Below are 25,321 nucleotides of genomic sequence, written 5' to 3' on the forward strand. Positions count from 1 at the left end.
TTGCGTGGCGCACGCCCGCAACGAAGCAGTCTTGTCCTTTTGAGACGGGTAAAATCTCTTTAACCGAGAGGCTCGCTTCTTAGATGATCTCACATTCATTTCATTAAATAATGAACAAAGAAATATTACTTACCTATACAAAAGTCCCGGAAGATGCTATCGAGGATATCCTCTACATCGACACGTCCCAGCAATCGTCCCAATTGCTGCGCTGCAGCACGCATATCTTCGGCAACGAATTCTTCGCCTTGCTCAGCCGATGCTGCAGCGTGCTGCAACAAATCCGATGTGCTGCGCAGCAAAAGACGCTGCCGCTCCCGGGTAATCAGCCCGGCCTCGCCGCTCCCGAAGTACCGACCGGCAAAATCGACAAGCAGGGCCAACAGTTGTGCGAGGCCATCACCGCGTTCCGCAGAAATTGCGATCAACAGGTCAGGCCCGGCCGACGCAGTCTGGACCAGATCGACCTTGTTCTGGACCACCCAGACCGGCGTTTCAGATTCCGCCAGCCATTGTTCTGGATTGGATACCTCCGCGCTGGAGTCAACCAGCCATAGCACCAGATCCGCCTCGGCCGCCCGAGCCCGCGCCCGGCGCACACCCTCCTCCTCTACCGGATCGGCCGTCTCGCGAATGCCGGCGGTGTCGATGATCGTTACCGGATAACCGTCGAGGTCGAGCTGCACTTCGATAACGTCCCGGGTGGTGCCGGCATGCGGTGATACGATTGCGACATCGCGCCGGGCGAGCTGATTCATCAGCGTCGATTTACCGACATTGGGCTGGCCGGCGATCGCCACCACCAGACCGTCACGCAACCGCTCGCTTCGACTCTGCGCCGCCAGCACCTCCTCGATCTCCCGATGCAGCGCCGATGCTTTCGCCAGAGCCGGCGCCAGCAATTCGGCGGATACATCGCCCTCGTCGGAAAAATCGATGCCGACTTCGACCAGGGCCAGCGCCTCGATGATCTGCTGTCGCCAGTTGCGCGCCTTGTCGCCGAGCAGTCCCTTGAGTTGCCGCAGCGCCTGACGCCGCTGCCGGTCAGTGTCCGCGTGAATCAGATCGTCGAGGCCTTCCGCCTCGGTCAGGTCGAGCTTGCCGTTCTCGAACGCGCGGCGCGTGAATTCGCCGGGCTCCGCCGGCCGTAAGTCGTCGATGGCGCCCAGGGCCTCAAACAAAGAAGCCAATACCGCGCGCCCGCCATGAATATGAAATTCGGCAACGTCCTCGCCGGTCGCGCTCGCTGGCCCCGGAAACCACAGCGCCACCGCATCGTCGATCGGGCCGAGCCGGTCATCCGAGAGGAGAACATGGGTGGCCATCCGCGGCGCCGGCAGCTTCCTTGCCAGACGCGTCAGCGCCTCACCTGCCTGAGGACCTGACACGCGGACAATCGCAATCGCTGTCGGCGGGCGGCCGGAGGACAAAGCGTAGATCGTCTGGTCGCGTGGATGCATCGCCTATTTGCCGATGGGGGCGATGCGATGCAATGGGGATTCTGAACCCAGAATCCCGAGATGTTTAAGACAATCCGTGATTCCGGGTCTGTGCATCAGGCGTCTTCGCCGACCTCCGTACATCCCGGAATGACGGTCAACGGCCAGTACAAAGAACCGACACAAAAAAGCGCCGCTGCTTTCGCAACGGCGCGTTTTGCAGTCCTGCAGCTGTTCGCTCGAACAGCCCCGAAACTTACGTATTCATCGAATCGAAGAATTCCGAGTTGTTCTTCGTGTTGCGGAGCTTGTCGAGCAGGAAGTCGATAGCGTCCATCGTACCCATCGGATTGAGGATCCGGCGGAGCACATACATCTTCTTGAGCAGCTGTGGATCCGTGATGAGCTCTTCCTTGCGGGTACCCGAGCGCGAGATATCGATCGCCGGGAAGGTCCGCTTGTCCGAGACCTTGCGGTCCAGGATGAGTTCCGAGTTACCGGTGCCCTTGAATTCTTCAAAGATGACTTCGTCCATGCGGCTGCCGGTATCGACCAGCGCGGTGGCGATGATGGTCAGCGAACCACCTTCTTCCACATTACGGGCCGCACCGAAGAAGCGCTTCGGACGCTGCAGAGCATTGGCGTCGACACCGCCGGTCAGCACCTTGCCGGATGACGGCACCACGGTGTTGTAAGCACGGCCAAGACGGGTGATCGAATCCAGCAGGATGACCACGTCGCGGCCATGTTCGACCAGGCGCTTGGCCTTCTCGATCACCATTTCGGCGACCTGAACGTGACGCACCGCCGGTTCGTCGAAGGTCGAGGAGACGACCTCACCCTTCACCGAACGCTGCATGTCGGTGACTTCTTCCGGACGTTCGTCGATCAGAAGAACGATCAGATAGCATTCCGGGTGGTTGGCGGTGATCGAATGCGCGATGTTCTGCATCAGCACGGTCTTACCCGTACGCGGCGGCGCGACGATCAGTGCGCGTTGACCCTTACCGATCGGCGCGACGATGTCGATGACACGCGCCGAGAGATCGCGGCGGGTCGAATCTTCCAGCTCGAGGCGGAAGCGCTGGTCCGGAAACAGCGGGGTGAGGTTGTCGAAATTGACCTTGTGCTTCGACTTCTCGGGATCTTCGAAGTTGAGCGTATTGACCTTGAGCAAAGCGAAATAACGTTCGCCTTCCTTCGGGCTGCGGATATGGCCTTCGACCGTATCGCCAGTGCGCAAGCCGAAGCGGCGGATCTGCGAGGGCGAGACGTAGATATCGTCCGGGCCAGGCAGGTAATTCGCATCAGGCGACCGCAAGAAGCCGAAGCCGTCGGAGAGAACCTCGACGACACCTTCGCCGATGATGTCGGTTTCCTTGATCGCCAGCTGCTTCAAGCTCGCGAACATCAGCTCCTGCTTGCGCATGGTGCTGGCATTTTCGACCCCGAGCTCTTCCGCAAACGAGACAAGCTCGGCTGGCGTCTTGGCCTTGAGGTCCTGGAGTTTCATTTCCCGCATTGGGAGGGATCCTGTGGAAAGTCGGGGAGGGAGCGCGAGGTAGCCAAGACGGATGCGGACGCTGGAAAAGATCAGGAAAGTCCGCAGGTCTCTGGCCAGGAAGTCTTGAGCGAGGAAGGTGCTGAAGGAGCTTCAAACCTGATGCGGTGGCCGGTTCAAAAGGCGAAACCGGTACAAACCACATCCGCCTGCGTGGGGTGGGATAACGCGAATATAGAAAATCGCAGGGTGTCGCGCAAGGAGCCGAAACGGCGGTTGTGATGACAAATTTGGCCTAGAACGGCTTCACGATCACCAAAATGACGATCAGGATCATCAAAATTGTCGGTACCTCGTTGATAATTCGATAAAATTTCGAAGTCCGCGTATTTTTGTTCTGAGCAAAATCACGCACCCGGGCACTCAGGAAGCCATGAACGCCAGACATCAGCAGCACCAGCGTCAGTTTGGCGTGAAACCAGCCCGAGCTGAACCAGTGACCGGCCCAGGCGAGATACAGGCCGAGGATCCAGGTGACAATCATCGCCGGATTGATGATCGCCTTGAGCAGGCGACGCTCCATCACCTTAAAGGTTTCGGATTGCTTCGAGCCGATCTCCGCATCGCAGTGATAGACGAACAGTCGCGGCAGATAGAGCATGCCCGCCATCCAGGAGATGACGGCGATCACATGCAACGCCTTGGCCCATTCATACATTCGAAAGTTCTTTCCAGCATCACTGCGTCACACCGCACGTGCAGACACCGGAACATTTCACCGGAAAGCCGCGTTGCAGGACGCGCCGATACAGAGCGGATCACCGCACTATCCGCAAGCCATCCTTCTCTTAAATAATATTTATAGAATCTTAGGTTTGAGTCTAAGTGACAGTGGATTTCAGCCGCCCAAAACAATCCCGGAACTGTCCCACGCTTATGCACATGGCCACGTGATTTCTCCAAAGCGGCCTGCATGCAAGTTCGATATGCAGCGCAAAGGCTTACCGTCGCCGTGCACTGGATTATCCCAAGACAAACCCGGATAACCCCATTATCATTCAGAGCAGCCTCAGAGCTTTTCCTCTTCATGAGCCCTGTGAAGAAAAAACCGAGTTATCCCGGGCCCGCTGAGGTGATGGTCGATTTCCCGGAAAAGCTCCACAGAGATTCACAGGACATACACGATCATGGTGCCCACCACCGGCAGCTATTTTCATCTTCATCTGGTCTCCGATTCGACCGGTGAGACGTTGATCACGGTGGCCCGCGCCGTCGCGGCGCAATATGCCAACGTCACCCCGGTCGAACATGTCTACCCACTTGTCCGCAGCCAAAAGCAACTCGATCGTGTGCTTTCCGAAATCGAGGAAGCGCCGGGCATTGTTCTCTTCACGCTGCTGGAAAAAGATCTCGTCGGCCGGTTGGAAGCCAAGTGCCAGGAGATCAACAGCCCGAGCCTGTCGATCATCGGGCCAGTGATGCAGCTCTTTCAGGCTTATCTTGGTGCATCGACCACCGGCCGCGTCGGTGCGCAGCACACGCTCAACGCCGAATATTTCAAGCGTATCGACGCGCTGAATTATTCGATGATGCATGACGACGGCCAGCATGTGGAAGGCCTCGAAGAAGCGGACGTGGTTCTGGTCGGCGTTTCGCGCACATCGAAGACACCAACATCGATCTATCTTGCCAATCGTGGTGTGCGCACGGCCAATGTGCCGCTCGTCCCCGGCATCCCCATTCCCCATCAGCTTGAGACGTTGAAAAATCCGCTGGTGGTCAGCCTGCACGCGACGCCGGAGCGCTTGATTCAGATTCGCCAGAACCGGCTTCTCAGCATTGGTAGCGATACGGCCAATGACGATTATATCGATCGCCAGTCGGTCACGGACGAAGTCACCTATGCGCGCAAGCTTAGCGCCAAATACGGCTGGGCTTTGTTGGAAGTGACACGTCGCTCCATCGAGGAAACCGCGGCAGCCATCATGAAACTGCTGGCCGATCGCCAGCGTCAGAGGATGTCCGAATGACCATTTGGCGTGGCGTGCAACCACTGATCCTGGCGTCGCAGAGTTTGGCGCGTCGTGAGTTGCTGGCGAATGCTGGCATTACGTTTGATGCGATGCCGGCGGATATCGACGAGCGCGGCATCCAGCAGAAATCCGGGTTGAAGGCGCCGGGCGAGATCGCAGCCTTGCTCGCCGAGCGGAAGGCGGCCTTTATCTCGCTGCGTCATCCCGGCCGCTATGTTCTTGGCGCCGATCAAATCCTGGCGCTCGGGGATCGGATGTTCAGCAAACCCGCCGGACGCGAACAGGCGGCCGAACAACTTGCGATCCTCGCCGGTCGGACCCACGAATTGCATTCAGCGCTTGCCGTCGTTTGCGATGGTGCGACGTTGTTCTCCAATGTCTCCGTGGCGCATATGACCATGCGCAAGCTGGATGATGCGGCGATCAATGCCTATCTGGACGCTGCGGGCGACAAGGTGACGACGAGTGTCGGCGCCTATCAGCTCGAAGGTCTGGGTGTGCATCTGTTCGAGCTGATTGAAGGCGATCACTTTACCATTCTCGGCCTGCCGCTGTTGCCGCTGTTGAGTTTCCTGCGGGGCGAAGAGATGATCGCGATCTGATTTTTATGAGGAATTGATGCGCGTATTGGGGCTGACCGGTTCGATCGGAATGGGGAAATCCACCACGGCGAAGTTGTTCATGGAAGCCGGCGTGCCGGTCTATGACGCCGACGCCACCGTGCACATGATCTATGAGGGCGAAGCTGCACCGCTGATCGAGGCGGCGTTTCCCGGAACCACCGTGAATGGCAAGGTCGATCGCGCGAAGCTATCGCCGCTGGTGGTGCACGATGCCGCCGCGATGAAGAGGCTCGAGCAGATCGTGCATCCGCTGCTCGGCGCCTATCACAGAAAATTCCTGGACGATGCAGAGAAGTCGGGTGTGCCGGTGGTAGTGGTCGATGTGCCCCTGCTCTATGAAACCGGCGGAGAAAAGCGGGTCGATGCGGTAGTCGTCGTGTCCACCAATCCCGAGCAGCAGCGCGAGCGCATCCTGGCGCGCGAGGGTATGACGGCCGAGAAACTCGACGCCATTCTGGCGCGGCAGCTGCCTGACGCCGAAAAGCGCAAGCGCGCCGACTTCGTGGTGGATACATCGAACGGATTGGATCCCGTGCGGGAGCAGATCCGTGAAATTCTCGCCGAGGCTGTTAAGATGCCGCAACGGCGACCGTAACCGCCCCCTGATTCGACAACCGGCTTATTGCGATGCGCGAAATCGTCATGGATACCGAAACAACCGGCCTCGATCCCCTCCGGGGCGATCGGCTGGTGGAAATCGGTTGCCTCGAAATTTTCAACCGGATGCCGACCGGCCAGACCTTCCATGTCTACGTCAATCCCGAGCGTGACATGCCTCAGGAAGCATTCAACGTGCACGGGCTGTCGGCCGAGTTCCTGTCAACCAAGCCGCTGTTTCACGAAGTGGTCGACGACTTCATGGCCTTCATCGGCGATTCGCCGCTGGTGATTCATAACGGCATGTTCGACCTCGGCTTCATCAATGCCGAACTCGATCGCATCAAGCGCCCGCCGGTGCCGCGCGAGCGTCTCGTTGACACGCTGCTGCTGGCGCGTCGCAAGCATCCCGGTGTGTCGAACAAGCTCGACGATCTCTGCGCCCGCTATGCGATCGACAATTCCCGCCGCACCAAGCACGGCGCGCTGCTCGACTCCGAATTGCTGGCGGAAGTCTATATCGACCTCATTGGCGCCCGGCAGTCGCAACTTATCCTGGCGGACGAAGCGCCCGCGCAGCGCACCGGCAGCATCAATGACGCACCGCGCCGCCAGCGCGAGATCGCACTTGCGCCGCGCGTGACCGAAGCCGATCGCGCCGAGCACCGCGCCTTTGTCGCAACGATGGGCGAGAAGGCAATCTGGAACGAATTTCTGGGAACGCCGTCGTAAAACGACAATGGCCGGGACAAGCCCGGCCATGAGGTAAGCTTATTGTTTGGAGCACCCGAACTTAGTTTGCTGGACCAGCGTCGGCTTGAGCCTGACGTTCCAGGTTCTGCCGGTACAGACCGACGAAATCCACGGGATCGAGCATCAGCGGCGGGAAGCCGCCATCGCGCACAGCGGTGGCGATGATTTCGCGCGCGAACGGGAACAGCAGGCGCGGGCATTCGATCATAACCAGCGGGTGCAGGTTTTCCTGCGGCACGTTGACGATGCGGAATACGCCGGCATAGGCCAGTTCGAACGAGAACAGCACCGAGCCGGCGTTCTCGGCCTTGCCCTCGACCGACAGCGTCACTTCATATTCGCTCTCGGAGAGATTGTTGGCGCCGACATTGATCTGGATATTGATGTTCGGCTGCTGGGCCTGCGGTGCCAGCGAGGCTGGGGCGTTCGGGTTTTCGAACGACAGGTCCTTGGTGTACTGCGCCAGTACATTAAGCTGAGGGGGGGACTGCTCCGGAGGGGTGCCGTTGCCGTTTGCCATCGAAAATTCTCCTGAAGCGCTGCCGGGCGGGTGGAACCGGTTCGTCGCGGGCGTCCGCACGAACGGTCGAATGAGGTGATCGCGGCGAGTGGCTATCATAGGCCTAAGGCACTCGACAAGGATGCCCCGCCGCAACCTGGACGCTAGAAAATCGCCGGTTTGACCCACCGCTTGGGCATCCAGGTGCAAAACCGGTCATATTCGCCCCGAATTCACGTTAAATGACTGAAAGTGCGGGTTTTCCTCGTTCGATCCGATTTCCTCTGACAGACAAACGCGCTAGAATTTATCGAAACGGTTGCGGTCGAAGCTGCCGGTGCGAAGGCCGCTTTGCCGCAGCCGGACACGATGGCGCGCCATTGGCTGGGCTTAGTTTCATGTCTACATGGAGCAGGTTCGCCCATGACGCGATCTCCCGACCTGCGGGAGCCGATTTCAGCACCGCGATGGGCGGCATAGTCTTCCGCCGGGCATGCCCGGCACCGATCAGAAAGCAATAAGACGTGGACATTTACACCATCATCTTCCTGGCACTGGCGGTCTTCATTTTCATCCGCCTGCGCAACGTGCTCGGACAGCGCACCGGCGAGGAGCGTCCGCCCTTCGACCGCGCCGCGCGTGATGCTCTGCCGCCCGAAGGCAATGTCGTGCCGATGCCCGGCGGTCCGATCGATCAGGCTGCGCCGGCACCGGCCGCCGACGTCTCTCCCGCCGAGCGCTGGAAGGGCATCACCGAACCGGGCACGCCGCTCGCCGCCGGTCTCGATGCCATCGTCGACCAGGATTCGTCGTTCGATCCGCGCCATTTCATCACCGGCGCCAAGGGCGCCTATGAGATGATCGTGTTGGCCTTTGCCAATGGCGATCGTCGGTCGCTGAAGGATCTGCTGTCATCGGAAGTGTTCGACTCGTTCGACGCCGTCATCAAGGACCGCGAGAAGAACGAGCAGAAGACCGAGACCCGTTTCGTCTCCATCGACAAGGCCGAACTCGTCGGCGCCGAAGTGCGCGATCGCGCGGCACAGCTCACCGTACGTTTCGTGTCGCAGATGATTTCGGTGACGCGCGACAAGACCGGCGCTGTGGTCGACGGCAATGCCGACAAGGTCAGCGACATCACCGACGTCTGGACCTTTGCCCGCGACATCACTTCGCGCGATCCGAATTGGAAGCTGGTTGGCACCGGCAGCGTGCAATAACGCTGCCAGGCTCGGCCGGCTTGCCGCGCTGTGCGTGATTGCTGCTGCGTTGGTCCCTGTCTCTGCAGACGCACGGGTCCGGCGTCACGCCAAGCACGTCAAGAATGATCCTGCACAATTTGTGTATGTGCCGCGGCACAATCCGCCGCGGGAATGGCCGTTCGAATTCACAGGCAGCCAATATGCGCCGGTGAATTGGACCGATATTGGCGGCTGGAGCGAGGACGATCACCTCCTCGCCTTCCAGGCGTTTCGCACCAGCTGCAAGCCGATTGTTGCTCAACGCAACCCACCAACTGATTCGAAGGCGCTTGGCACCACGCTCCGCGATCCCTGCCGGGCTGCGAGAACTGCCGAGATTTCCGATGGTGCCAAGGCGCGCGCCTTCTTCGAAGACCATTTTCTGCCGCTGCGTATCTCACGGCTCGGCGAGCCTGAAGGTTTCGTCACCGGCTACTATGAGCCGGTGATCGACGGTTCGCGCACGAAGACTGACGTTTACACCGTGCCGGTCTATCGCCGCCCGTCGAATCTGTTTGTGCGCGGCTATCGCCAGTCATCCGCAAGCATGCCAAATGGCGGCGATGTGTTCCGCAAGATTGGCCGTCGCAAACTCGTGCCTTATTATGATCGTGGTGAGATCGAAGACGGCGCCATCGCCGGGCGCGGGCTTGAAATCGTCTGGCTGAAGAGCCAGACCGATTTGCTGTTCACGCAGATCCAGGGCTCGGCGCGCGTCCGCCTCGAAGACGGCGGCACGGTGCGGATCAATTACGATGCGCATAATGGCTATCGCTATACGCCGGTCGGTCGCGTGCTGATTGATCGTGGCATCATTCCGCGCGAGCAGATGTCGATGCAGCGTATCCGGCAATATATGGAAGAGAACCCGGATGCCGCGAGCGAACTGCGTCGGCAGAATCGCTCTTATGTCTTCTTTCGCGAAGTGCAGCTCTCCGACAAGGACGAAGCCGTCGGTGCGCAAGGCGTGCCGCTGACGCCGGGCCGATCCATCGCCGTCGACAAGTCGCTGCATGTCTATGGCACACCGTTCTTCATCGAAGGCGATCTGCCGGTCGACTCGGATACGGCAAAGACGCCGTTCCGTCGCCTGATGGTAGCGCAGGACACCGGCTCGGCCATTGTCGGCCCGGCCCGTGCCGATCTGTATTTTGGGGCCGGCGCAGAAGCTGGCCGAGTCGCCGGCCGGATGCGCCATCCTGCGCGCTTTGTTATGCTGGTGCCGAAGAGTCTCGATCCCTCTGTGCGCGGCCATCACATGCCGCTGCCCGATGCGCGGCCGTCTGAGACAATCGCAAAGATGTTCCCGCAGACCGAGCCGAAGCCGGTCGAAGCATCGAAGGTCGAAAATTTCGCGATCGATAACAAGGCTGCAGCAAGGCCCGATACGTCCAGATCTGATACATCGGTCGCGTCGAAGCCCGCGGCGCCAGCCGTGACAATGACGACGCCATTGCCAGTTGCAAAACCAGCTGCGGCTGCAGTCGCACCCGCTCCGGCATCCCCGCCAGCCGCGGCTACGACAGTGCCATTGCCGGAGGCACGGCCTGCGGTCGCGCCTCAAGTCGCAGCCGAGGCGAAGTCGCAGAAAAAACCCGAAGTAAAACCTGAAGTGAAGCGGGAAGTTAAACCGAAACGTGCCAAAGCCAGGCACCGCGTGTATCGTCGCGTAGCGAAGCAGCCGCAGTCCCTCTTCCGTTTCCCCTGGCAATGAAGCGTTCACGTCCACCGCAACTCATCGATCCCGTGGCGCCGCGCCGTCGCCGCGTGCTGAGCGAAGAGGAGCGCGCGCTGTGGGAACTGGTCGCCAAACAGGTCAAGCCGCTGCGCAAAAAGCGTGTGGTGAAGCCGAAGCCTGAGGAAGACGGGCCAACGCTTGTGAAAGTCGCGGCGCCCAGGACGATGACCTCGGCACCGCCGGCAGTCCTCAAAACCGCAAAGCCTGCGCCGCCGCCGGTGCCGCCTCTGGCGCCGCTCGGCCGTCGCGAGCGTTCGCAGCTCTCGCGCGGTCGCAAGGACATCGACGCGCGGATCGATCTGCACGGAATGACACAGACGCGCGCGCATCACGCGCTGTCGGCATTCCTGCATCGCGCCAGCCATGACGGCATGACTTTCGTGCTGGTTATCACCGGCAAGGGCCGCACGACCGGCCCGGAATCCGAGCGCGGCGTCCTGCGCCGCCAAGTGCCGCTCTGGCTGGGACTGCCGGAGTTTCGGTCGCTGGTGGTGGGATTCGAGGAAGCGCATATCGGGCACGGCGGCGCCGGTGCGCTGTATGTGCGGATCAGGCGGGCGCGTTCTTAACCTCTCCCCGCAAGAGCGGGGCGAGGGAGCGAGAGGTCGGTGCTTCGTCTCACAAAATAAACCGGCTCAGATCCGAATTCTTCGCCAGATCCCCCACATGCTTCTGCACATAGGCGGCATCTATTCTGATGGTCTCGCCGTTGCGATCGGGCGCAGCGAAGGAAATCTCGTCGAGCACCCTCTCCATCACCGTCTGCAAACGTCGTGCGCCGATATTCTCGACGGTTGAATTCACGGCAACGGCGACATCGGCCAGTGCATCGATGGCATCGTCGGCGAATTCGAGCGTCACGCCTTCGGTCTGCAATAGTGCCACATACTGCTTGATCAGTGACGCTTCCGGCTCGGTGAGGATACGGCGCATGTCATCACGGGTCAGCGCATTGAGCTCGACGCGGATCGGCAGGCGGCCCTGCAATTCCGGCAAGAGATCGCTCGGCTTGGCGATATGGAATGCACCGGATGCGATGAACAGGATGTGGTCGGTCTTCACCGCGCCATGCTTGGTGGAGACGGTGGTGCCTTCGATCAGCGGCAGCAGGTCGCGCTGAACGCCTTCGCGGGAGACTTCGCCGCCGCTGCGGCCGTCGCGCACGCAGATCTTGTCGATCTCGTCGAGAAACACGATGCCGTTGTTCTCGACCACTGAAATCGCTTCCTGCACGAGTGCGTCGCTGTCGAGCAGCTTATCGGCTTCCTCATTCACCAGCGGCTCATGTGCGTCTTCCACGCGAAGGCGGCGTGTCTTGGTGCCCTTGCCCATCTTGCCGAAGATATCGCCAATCGAGATCGCGCCCATCTGCGCGCCGGGCATGCCCGGGATTTCGAACATCGAGGGGCCGCCGGAGGACTGAACCTCGATCTCGATCTCCTTATCGTTGAGCTCGCCGGTGCGGAGCTTCTTGCGGAACGACTCTTTCGTTGCTGCGCTTGCGGTGGCGCCGACCAGCGCATCGACCACGCGATCCTCGGCGGCGAGCTGAGCTCGCGCCTGGACGTCCTTGCGCTTGCGCTCGCGGGTTAGCGAGATCGCGACCTCGACGAGGTCCCTGATGATCTGCTCGACATCACGGCCGACATAGCCGACCTCGGTGAACTTGGTGGCTTCGACCTTGATGAAAGGCGCGCCGGCGAGCTTCGCCAGCCGCCGTGCGATCTCGGTCTTGCCGACGCCGGTGGGGCCGATCATCAGGATGTTCTTTGGCAGCACTTCCTCGCGGAGCGATCCGGTCAGTTGCAGGCGCCGCCAACGATTGCGTAGCGCGATCGATACCGCGCGCTTGGCGTCGTGCTGGCCGACGATGAACCGGTCGAGTTCGCTTACGATTTCGCGGGGAGAAAAGTCGGTCATGTCACTCTACGTAAGTTGAGAAGGGCGTGGGGACAAGCGGATCAGATAATGGGTGGCCCGGCCTGCCAGGTTCGGATCGCTTCGAATGGATGAATCAGCATGATCACGTTCAAAGTGAGATTGTCGCGAATGTGCAGGCCGACCAGAATCTCGAACAGAAGCGCGATCGCGACGGTCGCGGCGACCGGCAGCTTCCGCGCCAGGATGAAGCCCGTGATCATCGACAGTGTGTCAGCCAGCGAATTGACGATGCTGTCGCCGAAATAATCCAGCGACATCGTTCCGGCGCGATAGCGCTCGATGATCCAGCTCGAATTTTCCAGCAGCTCCCAGCCGCCTTCAATGAGCATGGCGACGATCAGCCGCGCGATCCAGGACAGTCGTGGAAACAGCAGCCAGGTGGCGGCGTAAAACAGGAAGCCATGGATGATGTGGGAGAAGGTGTACCAGTCGGTGAGGTGCTGTGAATTCTCCGAACTCAGCACCACGCCATGCCAGAGCTTCACATAGCCGCACGCGCAGATCGGCAACCGGCCCATCGCATAGAGAAGTGTCGCCTGCAGGGCGAGCAGGCCGAGTGCGATGACGACGCCCTGCTTGACCGAGAGGTCGCTGCCGGACGACGCGCGGGTATTGTGACCCGCGACGGTCATGCCTCCAGCATTTCCAGCGTCACGTTCCGGTTGGTGTAGACGCAGATATCGGCGGCGATATCCAGTGATTTGCGCACGATGGTCTCGGCATCCTGGTCGGTGTCGACCAGCGCCCGCGCTGCCGCCAGCGCGTAATTGCCGCCAGAGCCGATGGCCATCACGCCGGCTTCCGGCTCCAGCACGTCGCCGGTGCCGGTCAGCACCAGCGAGACGTCCTTGTCCGCGACGATCATCATGGCTTCCAGCCGGCGCAGATACCGGTCGGTGCGCCAGTCCTTGGCGAGTTCGACGGCCGCCCGGGTCAATTGGCCGGGATACTGCTCCAGTTTGGCTTCGAGACGCTCGAACAGCGTGAAGGCGTCCGCCGTGGCGCCGGCAAAGCCGCCGATCACGTCGCCCTTGCCCAGTTTACGGACCTTTTTGGCGTTGGATTTGATGACCGTCTGGCCGATCGAGACCTGGCCGTCGCCGCCGATCACGACTTTACCGCCCTTGCGGACGGTCAGGATGGTGGTGCCGTGCCAGACCGGAGACGATCCGTCATGGGAGGCCGAATAGGATGCGTTCATGGAAACCCTCTTGAGCGCCTGATCTAGGCACGGATACCGGCCGTTGCAAATCCGGCGACGAAGCATAGGCCAGCGGCCGATGCGCGCGGATTCCGGTCACCATAGGGGCAAAGATCGGTCCGGAATCGGCTCTCCCGCGGTAGCGAAGGTGTCATCTCCCTGTTAAAAGGGCGCGTTTTCAGCAGGCGGAGAGGCGTTTTCATGCGCACGGCGACGATCAGGCGCAAGACCAAGGAAACCGATATCGAGGTCTCCGTGAACCTCGACGGTACCGGCGTATCCAAATCGACCACCGGAATCGGCTTCTTCGACCATATGCTCGATCTGCTCGCCCGCCATTCCCGCATCGACGTCACTGTGAAGGCGGTCGGCGACCTCCATGTCGATTTCCATCATACGGTGGAGGATGTCGGCATCGCGCTTGGCCAGGCGGTCAAGCAGGCACTTGGCGACATGGCCGGGATCACGCGCTATGCCTCGGTCTATATGCCGATGGACGAGACCCTGACCCGGGTGGCGCTGGATATTTCCGGCCGGCCGGTGCTGGTGTTCAAATCGACTTTCCCGACCCACAAGATCGGCGAATTCGACACCGAACTGGTGCGCGAGTGGTTCAACGCCTTTGCCGGCAATGCGGGCGTGACTTTGCACGTCGAAACCCTATATGGCGAGAACAGCCATCACATTGCCGAATCCTGCTTCAAGGGTCTGGCGCGGGCACTGCGGACGGGAGTTGCGATCGATCCGCGCAATGCCGGCGAAGTGCCATCCACCAAGGGTCAGCTCGGCGGCTGATCGGCCTCTATGGTTTCGGGCGGAGTTTGCCATGCCGGTCTACACAGTTCATGCGCCTCGCGGTGCCGGCCCTGAGCCGTTTGCGGCAACGGACAAGTTCGAGTTCGTGCGCGATGGATTCCATTTCTGGGCGTTCGTCGCCGGCCTCATCTGGCTGATCTATCATCGGCTGTGGTGGGCACTGCTCGGCTATGTCGTGCTGTCGATCGCCGGCGAAGTCGCGCTGTCGATGTTGAAGGTCGATCTCGGCGCCCGTTTCGTCGTGATGCTGCTGTTCGCGCTGCTGATGGGCTTCGAGGCCGCCAGCCTGCGCCGCTGGACGCTGTCGCGCGGCAAGTGGCGTCAGCTTGATGTGGTCGTCGCCGATAACAAGGATGCCGCCGAGCGTCGCTTCTTCGATCGCTGGACCGCGCAGCACAACGCAGTCAACGATCAGTGGGCGAGCGATCGCGGCGGTCCGCCGCCGACCCGTCACGTTCCCAGCCAGTCTTTCTCACGTCCGCCGTCTCCGGCGCAAAACGACATCATCGGGTTATTCCCGCAACCGGGAGTGACACGGTGAGCGTTGCCATTATCGATTACGGCTCCGGCAACCTGCACTCCGCAGCGAAAGCGTTCGAGCGCGCCGCGCGCAGCATGGATGTGCCGGAGAAAATCATCGTCACGCGCGATCCCGAAGCGGTGTTCCGCGCCGATCGCATCGTGCTGCCCGGCGTCGGCGCCTTTGCGGATTGCCGCAAGGGACTGGATTCGCTGGACGGCATGGTCGAGGCGATGACCGAAGCGGTGCGCGACAAGGCTCGACCTTTTTTCGGCATCTGCGTCGGCATGCAGCTGATGGCGACCAAGGGCAAGGAGCACGTCACGACCGACGGGCTGGGTTGGATCGCCGGCGATGTCGAGAAGATCCAGCCGCGCGAAGAGAATCTGAAGATCCCGCATATGGGCTGGAATACGCTCGATATGGTGCGTGAGCACGCCGTGCTGGAGCGCCTGCCGCTCGGCCCGAAGGGTCGACACGCCTATTTCGTGCACTCCTATCACCTGAACGCGGTCAACGAGGCCGATGTGCTGGCACGCGCCGACTACGGCGGTCCTATCACTGCCATCGTCGGCAAGGACACCGCGATCGGTACGCAATTTCATCCCGAAAAGAGCCAGCGTTTCGGGCTGGCTCTGATTTCGAACTTTCTGAAGTGGAAGCCGTGATTCTCTTTCCCGCCATCGATCTGAAAAACGGCCAGTGCGTTCGCCTTGAGCAGGGCGACATGGCGCGCGCCACTGTGTTCAACCTCGATCCCGCAGCACAGGCGCGCGACTTCGAGACCCAAGGCTTCGAATATCTTCATGTCGTCGATCTCGATGGCGCCTTTGCCGGCAAGCCGGTGAATGCGCAGGCTGTGGAGTCGATGCTGAAGGTCATCAAGATGCCGGTGCAGCTCGGCGGCGGCATTCGCGATCTCAAGACGGTGGAAGCCTGGCTTTCCAAAGGTATCACCCGCGTCATCATCGGCACGGCTGCGGTGCGCGATCCCGCGCTCGTGAAGGAAGCCGCGAAGAAATTCCCTGGCAAGGTGGCCGTCGGCCTCGATGCCCGCGACGGCAAGGTTGCCGTCGAAGGCTGGGCTGAGACCTCGACCGTCACTGCGCTGGAAATCGCGCTGCGTTTTGAAGATGCTGGCGTCGCCGCCATCATCTTCACCGATATCGCGCGCGACGGTCTGCTCAAGGGTATCAATTGGGATGCGACGATTGCGCTGGCAGATTCGATTTCAATTCCGGTGATCGCCTCGGGCGGTCTCGCCTCCATCGATGATATCAAGGCCATGCTTGAGCCACGTGCTGCGAAGCTCGAAGGCGCGATCTCCGGCCGTGCGCTGTATGACGGGCGGATTGATCCGGCCGAGGCGCTGAAACTCATCAAGCAGGCGGCATAAGGACCGAGCCATGTTCAAAGTCCGCGTCATCCCCTGCCTCGACGTCAAGGATGGACGCGTGGTGAAGGGCATCAACTTCGTCGACCTGCGCGATGCCGGCGATCCCGTCGAGGCTGCGATCGCTTATGATGCGGCTGGCGCCGATGAACTCACTTTCCTCGACATTAACGCCACCCACGAAAACCGCGGTACCATGATGGATGTGGTGCGTCGCACCGCTGAAGCCTGCTTCATGCCGCTCACGGTCGGCGGTGGGGTGCGTACGGTGGACGATATCAAGACGCTGCTGCGCGCCGGTGCCGACAAGGTCTCGATCAATTCGGCCGCGGTGGCCAATCGCCAGTTCGTCAAGGAAGCCGCCGAGAAGTTCGGCGATCAGTGCATCGTGGTGGCGATCGACGCCAAACGGTCCGGCTCGCGCTGGGAGATCTTTACCCATGGCGGCCGCAAGTCGACTGGCATCGATGCGATCGAGTTTGCCCAGGAAGTCGTGTCATTGGGCGCGGGTGAAATCCTGCTCACCTCGATGGATCGCGACGGCACCCGCTCCGGCTTCGATATCGAACTGACCCGGGCCATCGCCGACAGCGTCGGCGTACCGGTGATCGCTTCGGGCGGCGTCGGCAATCTCGATCATCTGGTCGAAGGTATCAGGAGCGGCCACGCCACCGCGGTGCTGGCGGCCTCGATTTTTCACTTCGGGGAATTTACCATTCGCGAGGCCAAGGAGCATATGGTCCGGGCCGGACTGCCGATGCGGCTCGACCCCTAGGTCAATCTCTGGCAGGAGTCTGCGCTGCCCAGCCAACAAGGCGCCGAAATGGCTTTTACGCTTCACGATCTCGCCGACACCATCGACGCCCGCGCGGCGGCGGGTGGCGACGCGTCTTATACCCGCAAGCTGCTCGACAAGGGCGCGGAGCATTGCGCCAAGAAATTCGGCGAGGAAGCGGTCGAAACCGTGATCGCGGCGGTCGAGAACGATCGCACCAATCTGATCAATGAAAGTGCCGACCTGCTGTTTCATCTGCTGGTGCTGCTGAAAGCGCGCGGCGTAACGATTCAGGAGGTCGAGGCGGCGCTCGGTCAGCGCACGTCCCAATCCGGACTGCAAGAGAAAGCGTCGCGCAAGAGCGAGTAACAGCGTCGATCACAACGGGGACCGCTTCATGGATATGCGGGCAGACCAACAATACAATCCCTATCGGAATTTCTCGCGCGAGCAGTGGGCCAAGCTGCGCGACGATACGCCGATGACGCTGGAGGCCGGCGAGATCGCCGCCCTGCGTTCGATGTATGATCGCCTCGACCTGCGCGAGGTCGAAGAGATTTACCTGCCGCTGTCCCGCCTGCTCTCGATCTATGTCACGGCGACGCAACGTCTGTATTACGCGCAGCGCAGGTTCCTCGGCATCGAGGATCGCAAGATGCCCTATATCATCGGCGTCGCCGGGTCGGTGGCGGTCGGCAAGTCGACTACCGCCCGCGTGCTGCAGGCACTGCTCGCAAGATGGTCGCCGCGGCCCAAGGTCGATCTCGTCACCACCGACGGCTTTCTCTATCCGAACGCGGTGCTCGAGCGCGAAGGCATCATGCAGAAGAAGGGCTTCCCCGAAAGCTACGATCTGCCGACGCTGCTACAGTTTCTCAGTGACATCAAAGCCGGCCGCAATGCCGTCCGCGCGCCTGTGTATTCGCATCTCACTTACGACGTGGTCCCAAACAAGTGGGTCGAGGTCGATCAGCCCGACATCCTGATCGTCGAAGGCGTCAACGTGCTACAGACCGGGCGTCTGCCGCGCGACGGCAAGGCCGTGCCTGTAGTCTCCGACTTCTTCGACTTCTCCGTCTATATCGATGCCGACGAACCGGTGCTGCGCGACTGGTACGTGCGCCGCTTCCTGGCGCTGCGCGACACCGCATTCCACGATCCGCGATCCTACTTCAATCGCTACGCATTGCTGTCGGATGAAGAAGCGACGGCGACGGCGCTGGCGATCTGGGAGCGCACCAACCTCGCCAATCTCGAAGACAACATCCTGCCAACGCGACCGCGTGCGACGCTTATCCTCAAAAAGGGCGCGGATCACGTGGTGGAAAACGTCGCGCTGCGCCGCCTCTAAGCGATTACGCCGCGTGGCGTGAGGCGTCCGTGCTGAAATGCTCGATATAGCGTGCGCCGATCGACGTCACCGGCATCACGATCAGGACGTCGGTGGTGCCGAACTGATGATCGATCACGGCGCCGTCGCCGATCATGGCGCCGATCCGTAGATAGCCTTTGATCAGTGGCGGTAGCGCACGAAGCGCCGCCTTGGTGTCGATGGCATCCGCGGCCATCCGGTTCATCTCGACATAGCGCGACGGATGCGCGCGGGCGCGCCAGGCCTCGGGGGCACGCGCATTGTGGTGCAGGAACGACAGCGGCAGCGCGAGGCGATCCGGATCGGTGCCTTCAAAGCTGGCGCAGCCGATCATGACGTCGAACTTGTTCTGCCGCACGTAGCTCCAGATGCCCTGCCACAGCAATTCGACGGTGCGCTTGTTGCGGTAGCGCGGCAGCACGCAGGAGCGACCGAGTTCGAGAAACCGCAGACCGGCATGGCGCTCGATCATCCCCGACAGATCGAATTCGCTATCGGTATAGAAGCCGCCATTCTGCATGGCAGCCTCATGGCGTAGCAGGCGATAGGTGCCGACCACCGGCTGCTTGCCGGACAGTGTGGGCTTGGCATCGTGATCGACGACGAGAAGGTGATCGCAGATCTTGTCGAATGCATCCTTGTCGCGGCGTGCCAGCATAGTGGCGGCGTCGGCGATCGCGGTGCCGTTCTTGTAGAATACCTTGTAGCGCAGACGCTGCGCGCGCTTCACGTCGCGCTTGTCCTGCGCGAGGCGAACTTCGAGCGGACCCATCCGGCCCAGCGAACTCGTGGCGACGGGAATACCGTTGGCCGGATCGAGATGCAGCGGCGGCTTGAACCAGGTGATCGCCGTCTGCGCGGCGGCGCTCATGTTCTGGGGCCGCAACATCTGCATGAAACCCTGCTTCGGTCGCACCAGTTCGTTGCCGTGCATGGCCATCCCCAACTCAATCGCCTTGTGCCGCAGGCATCACGCGAATCATCGATGCGGCTTATCCGCACCAGACATCACGGGCGCTCAACAGCCGTGTGACGGGCGTGTTGCGGGGGTGTGACAGCGAAGGTGGAGCTGCTAGGCGGCGACGTGCCGAGTCTTGGCGAGTCCCTTGAGGGCTTCGGCGAGCTTGTCGCGGTCCAGCGGCTTCATTAGGAAGCCGTCCATGCCGGCCTCGAAACAGGCATAGCGATCTTCGACCAGTGCGTTCGCTGTGAGGGCCAGGATCGGCGTCCGCCTGACGCGTTGACCGGCCTCGCGCGCGCGAATGCGTTTGGTGGTCTCGATGCCGTCGAGCTTCGGCATCTGGATATCCATCAGGACGAGATCATAGGGCGTGCCTGCGGAGTCGGAGGCGAGCCAGGATTCCAGTGCCTCTTCGCCATTGGTGGTCACGACGGGCTTGTGGCCCAGCCGCGTCAGCAACGAGCGCATCAGTAGCGCGTTGATCTCGTTGTCTTCGGCGACTAGGATCGAGAGGCTGGGTGCCATCGCCGCCGTCGGTTCCGATGTGGCCGGATCACGATCCAACGGATCATCGGCGGCGATTGTCGGTGAGTCCGTCTGCAATGTCAGACGCGCGGCGAGCGAGGTCGCACGCAGTGGCTTCACCAGATAGCCGGTGAACGCACTCGGTGTTGTAGGCTGCAGCTCATGACGCATCGCCGGCGTGAACAGTACGATCCGTCGCAGCGCGTGCGGAATTGCAGCGTTCGCAAGCTGCTCGGCAGCGTCAGCACCAAGAGCGCGATCGATCATGACGGCATGCCACGACCGTTCGGGTAGCAGGGCTTGCGCGACGGCAATATCGGACACGGTGCAAGTCTGTGCCCCCCAGCGCCCGAGCCGCAGGGCCGTCAGTGAGGCTTCGATGGTCTGCGGCGCCACCAGCATCACCGAAAGGCCGGTAAGATCGGGTGCCATGAAAGTCGCGGTGCCGCTGTCAGATACGGCGAGCGGGATCGATACTTCGAATGTCGAGCCGGCACCGAGCGTGCTCTGTAGCGTGATGCGGCCGTTCATGCGCTTGACGATACGCTCGCTGATGCTGAGGCCAAGACCCGTTCCGCCATAGTGGCGCGCGGTACCCTCGTCTGCCTGTTCGAATTCGCGGAAGATGCGCTGCTGCGCATCCGGCGCGATGCCGATGCCGGTGTCGCGCACCAGGAAAGAGATTTCGTTCGGCCAGATGCCGGGCTCAACGATCAGCGCCACGCCGCCGGTCGCCGTGAACTTGATGGCATTGCCGGCGAGATTGAGCAGCACCTGGCGCAGGCGCGCCGCATCGCCCATCACTGTTAGCGGCAGTCGCTCGTCGACATAGGCCGCGATTTCGAGATTGCGGGCCTGCGCACGCGGCGCCAGCAATTCGGTGATGTCCTCGATCAATCCGGCTAGTGCAAAGGGGCGATGTTCCAGATCGATCTTGCCGGCCTCAATCTTGGAGTAATCCAGCAGCTCCTCGATCAGCGACAGGAGCGCCTCGCCGGAGGTCTTCACGGCCTTGGCGTAAGTGGTCTGTTCGGGTGTCAGCGGCGTATCGAGCAGCAAGCCGCTCATGCCGAGAATGCCGTTCAGCGGCGTGCGGATTTCATGCGACGCCATCGCGAGGAACCGCGATTTGGCGCGGTTGGCGGCATTGGCATGGTCGCGCGCTTCACCGAGGGCGCGCTCGGTCTGGGTGCGGTCGGTGACATCGCGGCCGACGCATTGCAACTCGGCGGGCTGGCCCGCATCGATCCGCACCAGACCTTCGCGCCAGGCGATCCAGCGCGGACCGGTCGCCGTGGCGATCTTCTGATCGTGCATGCTGGTGCCGTTGGGCTCGTTGGCGATATCGCCCTGCTCCAGCAGCGTGAGTTCGAAACGGCTGCCGATCAATGCTTCGCGTGATTGTTCCGCCAGCGCACAATAGGCATCGTTGACGAAGGTGATGCAGCCTTCGCTGTTGCGGATTACGATCAGGTCGCCTTGCGCTTCGAACAGGCTGCGCGCGCGCTCTTCGGCTTCCTTCAATTCCCAGTTCCGGTCGACCAAGGCTTCATTATGCGCAGCCAGTTTGCGCATCCGTTTGCCCATGAAGCGCATGCGGATGCTCATGGTGGCCAGGGCGACGCAGGCCAGCGCGAACAGGAAGCTGGCGCCGATCGCAAAAGCGTGCGGGTCGTAACCTGAGTCTTTCGAGGTCGAACCTGAGATGAAACCATAGGCGCCACCGAAGGCAGCCGAGAACATCACGAAGGAGCGGATGACAAAAGCAAGCCACGGAAAACGGCGCGCGAAGCGGCGGAAGTAGACCTTGATCCGGAAGACACCTTTCGCCACAGATCAGCACTCCGGCTTGTCACATCATGGCTCGCGATTGCACGCGAATACAGGCCGCGATCAGGCGATCGCAGATATCAGAAACAATGCGGGTATGTTGTTGCCAAGTGCTTGCGCGGTGGCAGTTTTGAATTTGCCCGCGCAGACATGGTTGATGAAGCGTTAATGCGCGGCCTAGAGGCTGGCCGCTGCCATCCGCGCCGGGCTGCGGCTGTGGGCACTGACGATCAGCGCAGCGGCATCACGCGCCGTGAAGCTGCGAGACTTCACGAAGATCCGGTGGTCGGCGTCACCTTCCTCCGACAGATAGATGACGGGTTCCGAACTCGCGGATGTGTCGGCAATGCGGATGAAGCGCGTCGCAGCAGTGACGGGACAAGCATCCGGTTCCGCGGCATCGACATCATCAAGTACGACGAAGTCGGCGGTGTCAGCACTATCGACGATTTGCACACGGACGGTCGCCTGAAAGGGATCGCTGGTGAAGCTGACATGCGATTGCGCCTGCCAGGGCATGGTGGCGATCTGGACGCTGGTCTCACCGGTGGAGATGCAGGGATGCGTGCCGGCTACGAGATCGCCGCGGGCGAGAAAGGCTGCCAGCGCCAGGGGAATCGTCGAGGCTAAAATCTTGAAACGCAGCATGACACGGTACTCGCCCTGGCCCCGTAACGCGGGGTTATGGTGAGCAGAGCGTAAACAAAACTCGTTACTATCGCGTTGACGTCCACATCAGGGGCGTTGCCGGAAATTCACGCCGCGCGGCGAACGTCCTCCGCCAGCGCGCGATAAGACAACGCCTCGGCCAGATGCAGCCGCCCGATTTTCTCGGCGCCGTCGAGATCCGCCAGCGTCCGCGCCACGCGCAGTACGCGGTGATAACCGCGCGCGGTCAGTCGCATCGTTTCGGCGGCATCGCGCAACAATATCAGCCCCTGCGCATCCGGCTGCGCAACCGTTTCCAACACAGAGGCGGGCGCGGAGGCATTGGTATGTGTGCCCGGCAATCCCGCCGCCGCATAGCGCATGGTCTGCAGATCGCGCGCGGCGGCGACACGCGCCGCGACTTCGGCGGAACCTTCCGACGGTGGCGGCAGAATGAGATCCGCCGCGGTCACCGCCGGGACTTCGATGCGCAGATCGATGCGATCCATCAAGGGGCCCGAGATGCGCGCCTGATAATCCGAGGTGCAGCGATCGATGCGGCCACGCTTGCAGGAGAAGCCCGGCTCGAAAGCGTGACCGCAGCGGCATGGATTCATCGCAGCAACAAGCATGAATCGCGCGGGATAGGTGACGCGGTGATTGGCGCGCGAGACCGCCACCTCGCCATTCTCAAGCGGCGCGCGCAGCGAATCCAGCACGCGCGGATCGAACTCCGGCAGTTCGTCGAGAAACAGCACGCCTTGATGCGCCAGCGAAATCTCGCCCGGCCGCGCGCGCAACCCGCCGCCGGTGAGTGCGGCCATGCTGGCGGAATGATGCGGTGCGCGGAACGGCCGGCGTGAGGTGAGCGCACCGTCCTTGATCTCGCCGGCCACCGACGCGATCATTGAGACTTCGAGGAGTTCCGCCGGCGATAGCGGCGGCAGGATCGATGGCAGCCGTGCCGCCAGCATGGATTTGCCGGAACCTGGCGATCCCGCCATCAATAGATGGTGGCCGCCGGCGGCAGCGATCTCCAGCGCGCGTTTGGCGCTTTCCTGTCCCTTGATGTCGCGCAGATCCACCAGTGTTTCCTCACGCGCATGTATCTTCGGCTGCGGCCGCGACAGAACCTGCGTGCCCTTGAAGTGATTGGCGATCTGGATCAGCGACGTCGCGGCAATGATCTGAATATCGGGACTGGCCCAGGCCGCCTCTGCCCCGCAAGCCGCCGGACAGATCAATCCCTCGTCGCGCGCATTGGCGCCGATGGCAGCCGGCAGCACGCCGGCGACCGGAGCGAGCGAGCCATCGAGACCGAGTTCGCCGAGCACGGTGAAGCCCGTCAATGCATCCGGCGGAATCGCGCCGATCGCGGCCATCAATCCCAGCGCGATCGGCAGATCGTAATGGCTGCCTTCCTTGGGTAAGTCAGCGGGCGCGAGATTGACGATGATCCGCCGTGCCGGCAGCGCCAGACCCGAGGCGACCAGCGCGGCACGGACCCGTTCGCGCGCTTCGGACACCGCCTTGTCGGGCAGGCCGACGATCAGGAAATTCGGCAGGCCGGGCACGACCTGAACCTGCACGTCGACCGCGCGGGCCTCGATCCCCTCAAAGGCTACGGTGGAAACCCGTTGAACCATGCCGCCCTCATTCGAGATGAGAGCGTAACCTAAGGTTGCTTCTACTTCAAGAACAATCAGTGAACGAAATGTAGCGGTAAAGTATGCCGGTTTTGGCTGAAGTAGGCCATTGGCGTAGAAAATCTTAAACACGTCATGCAAAGCATCCTATGAGCTTCGAGACGAAGACTGGGTGCCCGCAGATGTCAGATCGCTTGTCGATGCCGCCAGACGCTCCGGATGACGCCGACCTGATCGCTGCGCTGAAGGCGCAGATCGAAGTCCAGCAGGCCATCATCGATCAACAGGCTGCTTCGCTGGCGCATAGCCGGAAGATATTCGATCGCTCCTCGGCGGCAGCGCGAATCGGCGTCTGGGAATGCGACCTCTCCGATGAATCGCTGGTCTGGACCGATGTTGTCTATGACATCTTCGATCTACCGCGTGGCTCGACGCCGATTCGCGAGGAGGCGCTCGCCTGTTATCCCGAAGAATCCGTCAGGGAACTGACGAAGCGGCGCAGCAAGGCCATCGAGGATCGCACGGGCTTCAGTCTCGATGCGGAGATCATCACCTTCAAGGGCAACCGGCGCTGGATCAGGATCACGGCCACTGTCGAGTCGGTCGACGGCGTTGCCGTCCGCATCTTCGGCATGAAGCAAGACATCACCGAAGAGAAAATTCTGGCGGATCGCAATCGCTATCTTGCCGAATTCGATACGCTGACCGGCCTCGCCAATCGCAGCCAGTTTCAAACCAAGCTGTCGCTGTTCGATGCGGCGTCGGCCATCAAGGTGAAGCCGTTCGGCGCGCTGCTGTTGATCGATCTCGATGAATTCAAGCCGGTCAATGACTGTTTCGGCCACGCAGCGGGCGATGCCTGCCTGACCGTCGTTGCAAATCGAATTCGCAACATCTGTGCCGGTGCGGAACTGGTCGCACGACTCGGCGGTGACGAATTCGCGGTTCTGCTGGGGCCTCACGCGGAATTCGAGGAAGCCTCGGAGACGGCGCGTGCGATCGTCACGCAGTTGGGACTGCCGATTGATCATCGCGGACAACAGTTACGGGTTGGCGCATCGGTCGGCATCGCGCTGGCCGATAACTGCACGTCATCGCAATTGGCAGCCATGGCCGATTCGGCGCTCTATGCGGCGAAGGATGCCGGACGTGGCACGTTCCGGATCTACAAACGCGGCGCGGAGAGACGTCCGAGGGACGCCTCATCCGCGGCGTGAGGATAAATTGATGCGGAATTCCTGCGGCGGTCACTGTCTCAAGATCGCCGCA

26 protein-coding genes are annotated in these 25,321 nt (G+C 61.4%); 15 read left to right on the plus strand and 11 right to left on the minus strand.

Annotation, left to right across the window (positions count from 1 at the left end):
• Window positions 1-125: 125 nt before the first annotated feature.
• The 3 genes from mnmE to hemJ all read right to left on the minus strand — a co-directional run bounded on the left by mnmE (window position 126) and on the right by hemJ (window position 3,658).
• Window positions 126-1,460: a tRNA uridine-5-carboxymethylaminomethyl(34) synthesis GTPase MnmE gene (gene mnmE, locus AB8B02_RS24815; RefSeq protein ID WP_439065422.1), complete on the minus strand. Its 1,335-nt coding sequence runs from the start codon at window positions 1,458-1,460 to the stop codon at window positions 126-128.
• A 235-nt stretch (window positions 1,461-1,695) separates the two neighbouring features.
• Window positions 1,696-2,961, minus strand: a complete 1,266-nt coding sequence (gene rho, locus AB8B02_RS24820) for a transcription termination factor Rho (protein ID WP_068730228.1) — start codon at window positions 2,959-2,961, stop codon at window positions 1,696-1,698.
• A 274-nt stretch (window positions 2,962-3,235) separates the two neighbouring features.
• Window positions 3,236-3,658 (minus strand): protoporphyrinogen oxidase HemJ, encoded by a 423-nt coding sequence (hemJ, locus tag AB8B02_RS24825; RefSeq protein WP_439065423.1) that lies wholly within the window; start codon window positions 3,656-3,658, stop codon window positions 3,236-3,238.
• 472 nt (window positions 3,659-4,130) lie between these two features.
• Here hemJ and AB8B02_RS24830 point away from each other — a divergent pair, with 472 nt between their 5' ends.
• Genes AB8B02_RS24830 through dnaQ form a run of 4 tightly spaced genes read left to right on the plus strand, consistent with a single transcriptional unit; the run spans window position 4,131 to window position 6,925 of the window.
• Complete coding sequence (locus AB8B02_RS24830) at window positions 4,131-4,970, plus strand: pyruvate, water dikinase regulatory protein (RefSeq protein ID WP_089263669.1); 840 nt, start codon at window positions 4,131-4,133, stop codon at window positions 4,968-4,970.
• The gene (locus tag AB8B02_RS24835; RefSeq protein ID WP_309941539.1) at window positions 4,967-5,575 is read left to right on the plus strand and encodes a Maf family protein; all 609 of its coding nucleotides are present in this window, start codon (window positions 4,967-4,969) and stop codon (window positions 5,573-5,575) included. The genes AB8B02_RS24830 and AB8B02_RS24835 overlap by 4 nt, the downstream gene beginning before the upstream one ends.
• A 16-nt stretch (window positions 5,576-5,591) precedes the next feature.
• Window positions 5,592-6,191, plus strand: a complete 600-nt coding sequence (gene coaE, locus AB8B02_RS24840; protein WP_184512508.1) for a dephospho-CoA kinase — start codon at window positions 5,592-5,594, stop codon at window positions 6,189-6,191.
• Between the two features lie 32 nt (window positions 6,192-6,223).
• Complete coding sequence (gene dnaQ / locus AB8B02_RS24845) at window positions 6,224-6,925, plus strand: DNA polymerase III subunit epsilon (protein WP_089263111.1); 702 nt, start codon at window positions 6,224-6,226, stop codon at window positions 6,923-6,925.
• Between the two features lie 61 nt (window positions 6,926-6,986).
• Here dnaQ and secB read toward each other — a convergent pair whose 3' ends face one another.
• Window positions 6,987-7,466: a protein-export chaperone SecB gene (gene secB / locus AB8B02_RS24850; protein WP_068730233.1), complete on the minus strand. Its 480-nt coding sequence runs from the start codon at window positions 7,464-7,466 to the stop codon at window positions 6,987-6,989.
• Window positions 7,467-7,969: 503 nt separating this feature from the next.
• Here secB and AB8B02_RS24855 point away from each other — a divergent pair.
• From AB8B02_RS24855 to AB8B02_RS24865, 3 genes are read left to right on the plus strand one after another with little or no spacing between them, the layout of a single operon-like run.
• Window positions 7,970-8,665, plus strand: coding sequence for a Tim44/TimA family putative adaptor protein (locus AB8B02_RS24855; protein WP_068730234.1), 696 nt, complete (start codon window positions 7,970-7,972; stop codon window positions 8,663-8,665).
• A complete protein-coding gene (gene mltA, locus AB8B02_RS24860) occupies window positions 8,643-10,400 on the plus strand; it encodes a murein transglycosylase A (protein ID WP_439065424.1) in 1,758 nt (585 codons plus the stop codon). Before AB8B02_RS24855 ends, mltA begins: the two co-directional genes overlap by 23 nt.
• Window positions 10,397-10,993, plus strand: coding sequence for a Smr/MutS family protein (locus tag AB8B02_RS24865; RefSeq protein ID WP_439065425.1), 597 nt, complete (start codon window positions 10,397-10,399; stop codon window positions 10,991-10,993). The genes mltA and AB8B02_RS24865 overlap by 4 nt, the downstream gene beginning before the upstream one ends.
• 49 nt (window positions 10,994-11,042) lie before the next feature.
• Here the strand turns inward: AB8B02_RS24865 and hslU are convergent, their stop codons facing one another.
• The 3 genes from hslU to hslV are packed head-to-tail and all read right to left on the minus strand — an operon-like array spanning window position 11,043 to window position 13,566.
• Window positions 11,043-12,344, minus strand: coding sequence for an ATP-dependent protease ATPase subunit HslU (hslU, locus tag AB8B02_RS24870; protein ID WP_068730236.1), 1,302 nt, complete (start codon window positions 12,342-12,344; stop codon window positions 11,043-11,045).
• 41 nt (window positions 12,345-12,385) lie between these two features.
• The gene (locus AB8B02_RS24875) at window positions 12,386-12,997 is read right to left on the minus strand and encodes a DUF2585 domain-containing protein (protein ID WP_439065426.1); all 612 of its coding nucleotides are present in this window, start codon (window positions 12,995-12,997) and stop codon (window positions 12,386-12,388) included.
• On the minus strand, window positions 12,994-13,566 hold the full coding sequence (hslV, locus tag AB8B02_RS24880; protein WP_068730238.1) for an ATP-dependent protease subunit HslV: 573 nt from the start codon (window positions 13,564-13,566) through the stop codon (window positions 12,994-12,996). The genes AB8B02_RS24875 and hslV overlap by 4 nt, the downstream gene beginning before the upstream one ends.
• Before the next feature lie 201 nt (window positions 13,567-13,767).
• Between hslV and hisB the strand changes: the two genes are divergently transcribed.
• The 7 genes from hisB to coaA are packed head-to-tail and all read left to right on the plus strand — an operon-like array spanning window position 13,768 to window position 18,421.
• Window positions 13,768-14,361, plus strand: a complete 594-nt coding sequence (hisB, locus tag AB8B02_RS24885) for an imidazoleglycerol-phosphate dehydratase HisB (protein WP_439065427.1) — start codon at window positions 13,768-13,770, stop codon at window positions 14,359-14,361.
• Window positions 14,362-14,392: 31 nt separating this feature from the next.
• The gene (locus AB8B02_RS24890) at window positions 14,393-14,923 is read left to right on the plus strand and encodes a DUF2628 domain-containing protein (RefSeq protein ID WP_089263100.1); all 531 of its coding nucleotides are present in this window, start codon (window positions 14,393-14,395) and stop codon (window positions 14,921-14,923) included.
• A complete protein-coding gene (gene hisH / locus AB8B02_RS24895) occupies window positions 14,920-15,570 on the plus strand; it encodes an imidazole glycerol phosphate synthase subunit HisH (protein WP_439065428.1) in 651 nt (216 codons plus the stop codon). The genes AB8B02_RS24890 and hisH overlap by 4 nt, the downstream gene beginning before the upstream one ends.
• Window positions 15,567-16,298 (plus strand): 1-(5-phosphoribosyl)-5-[(5-phosphoribosylamino)methylideneamino]imidazole-4-carboxamide isomerase, encoded by a 732-nt coding sequence (gene hisA, locus AB8B02_RS24900; protein WP_439065429.1) that lies wholly within the window; start codon window positions 15,567-15,569, stop codon window positions 16,296-16,298. The genes hisH and hisA overlap by 4 nt, the downstream gene beginning before the upstream one ends.
• Window positions 16,299-16,308: 10 nt before the next feature.
• Window positions 16,309-17,070, plus strand: a complete 762-nt coding sequence (gene hisF / locus AB8B02_RS24905; protein ID WP_439065430.1) for an imidazole glycerol phosphate synthase subunit HisF — start codon at window positions 16,309-16,311, stop codon at window positions 17,068-17,070.
• A gap of 48 nt (window positions 17,071-17,118) precedes the next feature.
• On the plus strand, window positions 17,119-17,439 hold the full coding sequence (locus tag AB8B02_RS24910) for a phosphoribosyl-ATP diphosphatase (protein WP_089263096.1): 321 nt from the start codon (window positions 17,119-17,121) through the stop codon (window positions 17,437-17,439).
• A 28-nt stretch (window positions 17,440-17,467) separates the two neighbouring features.
• The gene (gene coaA, locus AB8B02_RS24915; RefSeq protein ID WP_309941501.1) at window positions 17,468-18,421 is read left to right on the plus strand and encodes a type I pantothenate kinase; all 954 of its coding nucleotides are present in this window, start codon (window positions 17,468-17,470) and stop codon (window positions 18,419-18,421) included.
• Between the two features lie 4 nt (window positions 18,422-18,425).
• On the opposite strand, the gene AB8B02_RS24920 is transcribed toward coaA, so the two are convergent.
• From AB8B02_RS24920 to AB8B02_RS24935, 4 genes are all read right to left on the minus strand, one after another.
• Complete coding sequence (locus AB8B02_RS24920; protein ID WP_439065938.1) at window positions 18,426-19,376, minus strand: GNAT family N-acetyltransferase; 951 nt, start codon at window positions 19,374-19,376, stop codon at window positions 18,426-18,428.
• Window positions 19,377-19,514: 138 nt separating this feature from the next.
• Window positions 19,515-21,761: an ATP-binding protein gene (locus AB8B02_RS24925; RefSeq protein ID WP_439065431.1), complete on the minus strand. Its 2,247-nt coding sequence runs from the start codon at window positions 21,759-21,761 to the stop codon at window positions 19,515-19,517.
• Window positions 21,762-21,935: 174 nt separating this feature from the next.
• The gene (locus tag AB8B02_RS24930) at window positions 21,936-22,406 is read right to left on the minus strand and encodes a hypothetical protein (protein WP_439065432.1); all 471 of its coding nucleotides are present in this window, start codon (window positions 22,404-22,406) and stop codon (window positions 21,936-21,938) included.
• Window positions 22,407-22,513: 107 nt separating this feature from the next.
• On the minus strand, window positions 22,514-24,052 hold the full coding sequence (locus AB8B02_RS24935) for a YifB family Mg chelatase-like AAA ATPase (RefSeq protein ID WP_439065433.1): 1,539 nt from the start codon (window positions 24,050-24,052) through the stop codon (window positions 22,514-22,516).
• Window positions 24,053-24,234: 182 nt separating this feature from the next.
• Between AB8B02_RS24935 and AB8B02_RS24940 the strand changes: the two genes are divergently transcribed.
• Complete coding sequence (locus tag AB8B02_RS24940; RefSeq protein WP_439065434.1) at window positions 24,235-25,269, plus strand: diguanylate cyclase domain-containing protein; 1,035 nt, start codon at window positions 24,235-24,237, stop codon at window positions 25,267-25,269.
• The last annotated feature ends 52 nt before the right edge of the window (window positions 25,270-25,321 follow it).

It is taken from the genome of Tardiphaga sp. 862_B3_N4_1 (genome assembly GCF_051811085.1).
Classification (GTDB): Bacteria; Pseudomonadota; Alphaproteobacteria; order Rhizobiales; family Xanthobacteraceae; genus Tardiphaga; species Tardiphaga robiniae.

Excerpts from the sequence above, each read along its gene's own strand:
- mnmE (WP_439065422.1), bottom strand. The coding sequence starts at position 1,460 with ATGCATCCACGCGACCAGACGATCTACGCTTTGTCCTCCGGCCGCCCG.
- rho (WP_068730228.1), bottom strand. The coding sequence starts at position 2,961 with ATGCGGGAAATGAAACTCCAGGACCTCAAGGCCAAGACGCCAGCCGAG.
- hemJ (WP_439065423.1), bottom strand. The coding sequence starts at position 3,658 with ATGTATGAATGGGCCAAGGCGTTGCATGTGATCGCCGTCATCTCCTGG.
- AB8B02_RS24835 (WP_309941539.1), top strand. The coding sequence starts at position 4,967 with ATGACCATTTGGCGTGGCGTGCAACCACTGATCCTGGCGTCGCAGAGT.
- coaE (WP_184512508.1), top strand. The coding sequence starts at position 5,592 with ATGCGCGTATTGGGGCTGACCGGTTCGATCGGAATGGGGAAATCCACC.
- dnaQ (WP_089263111.1), top strand. The coding sequence starts at position 6,224 with ATGCGCGAAATCGTCATGGATACCGAAACAACCGGCCTCGATCCCCTC.
- secB (WP_068730233.1), bottom strand. The coding sequence starts at position 7,466 with ATGGCAAACGGCAACGGCACCCCTCCGGAGCAGTCCCCCCCTCAGCTT.
- AB8B02_RS24865 (WP_439065425.1), top strand. The coding sequence starts at position 10,397 with ATGAAGCGTTCACGTCCACCGCAACTCATCGATCCCGTGGCGCCGCGC.
- hslU (WP_068730236.1), bottom strand. The coding sequence starts at position 12,344 with ATGACCGACTTTTCTCCCCGCGAAATCGTAAGCGAACTCGACCGGTTC.
- AB8B02_RS24875 (WP_439065426.1), bottom strand. The coding sequence starts at position 12,997 with ATGACCGTCGCGGGTCACAATACCCGCGCGTCGTCCGGCAGCGACCTC.
- hslV (WP_068730238.1), bottom strand. The coding sequence starts at position 13,566 with ATGAACGCATCCTATTCGGCCTCCCATGACGGATCGTCTCCGGTCTGG.
- hisB (WP_439065427.1), top strand. The coding sequence starts at position 13,768 with ATGCGCACGGCGACGATCAGGCGCAAGACCAAGGAAACCGATATCGAG.
- AB8B02_RS24890 (WP_089263100.1), top strand. The coding sequence starts at position 14,393 with ATGCCGGTCTACACAGTTCATGCGCCTCGCGGTGCCGGCCCTGAGCCG.
- hisF (WP_439065430.1), top strand. The coding sequence starts at position 16,309 with ATGTTCAAAGTCCGCGTCATCCCCTGCCTCGACGTCAAGGATGGACGC.
- AB8B02_RS24910 (WP_089263096.1), top strand. The coding sequence starts at position 17,119 with ATGGCTTTTACGCTTCACGATCTCGCCGACACCATCGACGCCCGCGCG.
- coaA (WP_309941501.1), top strand. The coding sequence starts at position 17,468 with ATGGATATGCGGGCAGACCAACAATACAATCCCTATCGGAATTTCTCG.
- AB8B02_RS24920 (WP_439065938.1), bottom strand. The coding sequence starts at position 19,376 with ATGCACGGCAACGAACTGGTGCGACCGAAGCAGGGTTTCATGCAGATG.
- AB8B02_RS24930 (WP_439065432.1), bottom strand. The coding sequence starts at position 22,406 with ATGCTGCGTTTCAAGATTTTAGCCTCGACGATTCCCCTGGCGCTGGCA.
- AB8B02_RS24935 (WP_439065433.1), bottom strand. The coding sequence starts at position 24,052 with ATGGTTCAACGGGTTTCCACCGTAGCCTTTGAGGGGATCGAGGCCCGC.
- AB8B02_RS24940 (WP_439065434.1), top strand. The coding sequence starts at position 24,235 with ATGTCAGATCGCTTGTCGATGCCGCCAGACGCTCCGGATGACGCCGAC.